At 67.5% G+C, this 2,869-nt stretch carries 2 protein-coding genes; both read right to left on the bottom strand.

Features of this window, described 5'->3' with window-relative positions; translation table 11 throughout:
- Window positions 1-1,010 (bottom strand): thiamine pyrophosphate-binding protein (locus tag WCB02_RS24295; protein ID WP_423962158.1); only part of this gene is annotated, 1,010 nt, incomplete at its 3' end.
- A gap of 61 nt (window positions 1,011-1,071) precedes the next feature.
- Window positions 1,072-2,869 (bottom strand): bifunctional 5-dehydro-2-deoxygluconokinase/5-dehydro-2-deoxyphosphogluconate aldolase (locus tag WCB02_RS24290; protein WP_423962156.1); only part of this gene is annotated, 1,798 nt, incomplete at its 5' end.

Raw genomic sequence — 2,869 nt, 5'->3', positions numbered from 1 at the left:
TGCTTGACCGCATCGAACGGCTGCACGTTGAGCCCTATAAATCGCCGGTCGGGATTCCTGAACAGCGCCCAGGAGCCGGTGATGAAGTCGGCAAACCGGGTGCCGACGCCGACGATCACGTCTGCCTGCGCGGCGAGCGCATTGGCGGCGCCGGTCCCGGTCACGCCGACCGCGCCCAGGGCGAGGGGATGATCGGCCGGAGTCGCCGACTTGCCCGCCTGCGTCTCGACCACCGGAACCCCGCGCCTGGCGCAAAAGTCGATAAGCTCGCGCTCGGCGTCGGAATAGAGGACGCCGCCGCCGCAGACGACGAACGGCTTCTTGGCCTGTTTCAGGAGCGCGGCGGCCTCGTCGACCTCGCGCGGGTCTGGCGCGATGCGGCGCGGGCGATGCACCCGCTCGTCGAAGAAGCTCGCCGGATAGTCATAGGCCTCCGATTGCACGTCTTGGCAGAAGGCGAGGGTCACTGGCCCGCATTCGGCCGGATCGGTCATGACCGCGACCGCCCGGTTCAGCGCCGGCACGATCTGCTCGGGACGCGTGATGCGGTCGAAATAGCGCGACACGGGCTTAAAGCAGTCGTTGGCGCTCATCGTTCCGTCGCCGAAGTCCTCGACCTGCTGCAAGACTGGATCGGGCCTGCGGTTGGCGAACACGTCGCCGGGAATCAGGAGCACGGGGAGGCGATTGACATGGGCGACCGCCGCGGCGGTGACCATGTTGGTCGCGCCGGGGCCGATCGAACTGGTGCAGGCCATCATCCGCTTGCGCCGTGAGGCTTTGGCGAAGGCGATCGCGGCATGGGCCATTGCCTGCTCGTTATGGGCGCGGTAGGTCGGCAGCGCGCCGCGCGAGGCGTAGAGCGCTTCTCCAAGGCCGGCGACGTTGCCGTGGCCGAAAATCGCGAACACGCCCTCGAACAGGCGCTGCTTGCGCCCGTCGATTTCGACTTGCTGCGCGCTGAGGAAGCGAACCATCGCCTGAGCGGCGGTCAACCGGATCGTTGTCATGGCGTAGACTTTCCTGGCTTGATCATTGTTCTCCGCCGACCGGCAAGCGTCGCGCCGGCCATCACCCGCTTTCGCGCCCGGAATCGCGCCAGAGATCACACAGGCGCGAAAACGCTCCCGCCATCCGCTCGACCGCCTCGAGGTCGCCGATGCGGCCGGCGAACCACTCGACCGCGGGCTCGACGAAGATCGTCCGTCCGACCGCAAAACCCTTGACCAGACTGCAATGTCGCGCCAGCGCGAACGCCTGCGCAAGATCGTCCTCCGGCGCTTCCAGACCTAGCAGCATGATCCCGCGGCATAAGGGATCGCCGGTTTGAATCGCGCGCGCGACATTGTCCCACGCCACCCTGCTCGCCTGGCCCTCGAGCTTCCACCAGTCCGGCATGACGCCGATCGCATAGAGCCGCTCGATCACCCGGGCGATCGTGCGCTCGTCGACCGCGCCGTTCTTGCTCGCGATGATCTCGATCAAGAGCTCGCGCTCAAGCGTGCGCGCGGCGTCATGCAGGCGCAGGAGCTCGCGCTCCTGGCGCGCCTTCATCTCCGGGGGATCGTCGGGGTGATAGAAGCACAGGCACTTGATCGTGTGGGCGACCGGCCACTCCTCGAGCTTGACCCCGAGCGAGCCGCCGAACTCGAATTCGAGCGGGCGCGAACCCGGTTCCTCCACCGGCCGGCCGATCCAGAAATCATGATCGAGGGCGCGGAACAACGCCTCCCGCCCATACTTGCCGTCGAGCAGCATGCCGTAACCCGGCCGTCCGGCCGCGACCTTGGCGGCGGCCTCGACAGCGAGCAGTTTGAGGTCGCTGATGCGCTCGCGCGGCGCGCCGGCGTCGTCGGCGATTTTTTCCAGCTGGGCGCGGTGATCGATAGCCAGCGCCATGATCGAGGGCGGCTCGGGCCGGCGGGTCGTCGCCCAATGGATGTGATTGAGCGTCTCGTCGCGGCGCAGCGCCCGGTGGGGGGAGCCACGCTTGAGGAAGCGGCTGAGCTCGGCCCAGGTCGGATATTCGGCCGAGCACAGGAGACGCGAGACGGCGAAAGCGCCGTTGGCGTTGGCGTAGGCGCAGCAAGTCTCGAGCGGCTCGTCGCGCAGCCAGCCGCGCAGGAAGCCGGACATGAACGCGTCGCCGGCGCCGAGCACGTTATAGACCTCGACCGGAAAGCCCGGCCCTTTGATTCCCTTGTCGAGCGAATCGGGGATGGCGCCAGGAAACACGACGCAGCCCATCGGGCCGCGCTTGAGCACCAGCGTCGCCTGGCTCGCCGCGCGGACCGCCTTCAGCGCTTCGAGCGGTTCGTCCGCCCCGCCGGCGATCATCATTTCCTCCTCGGTGCCGACCATGAGATCGCATTGCGGCAGGATGGCGCTCAGGCTTTTCGTGACCTCGCTCGACTTGATATAGCGTTCCTCGCCCGCCCCATGGCCGGCGAGCCCCCACAGGTTGGGGCGATAGTCGATGTCGAACACGATCCTGCGGCCAGCGGCGCGGGCGATGCGCATCGCCTTGAGCTGCGCGGCGGCGGTGTTCGGACGGGCGAAATGCGTTCCGCTCACCAGGATCGCCTTGGCGCTCTCGATGAAGGCCGGATCGATGTCCGCCTCGTCGAGCGCGCTGTCGGCGCAATTGTCGCGATAGAAGATGAGCGGGAACGTCTTGTCGTCGCGAATCCCGAGCACGACCAGAGACGTCAATCGGGACGGGTCCGTCCGCACGCCAGTGACGTCGACGCCCTCCCGCGCGCATTGCTCGCGGATGAAGCGGCCCATGTGCTCGTCGCCGACGCGCGTGATCAGACCGCTCTTCAGGCCGAGCCGCGCGGTGCCGATCGCGATATTGGTGGGGCAGCCG

It is taken from the genome of Bradyrhizobium sp., from assembly GCF_049581145.1.
Taxonomy (GTDB): domain Bacteria; phylum Pseudomonadota; class Alphaproteobacteria; order Rhizobiales; family Xanthobacteraceae; genus Bradyrhizobium.
The sequence above is the reverse complement of the archived record's forward strand: the minus strand, read 5'-3'. Positions and strand labels throughout refer to the sequence as shown.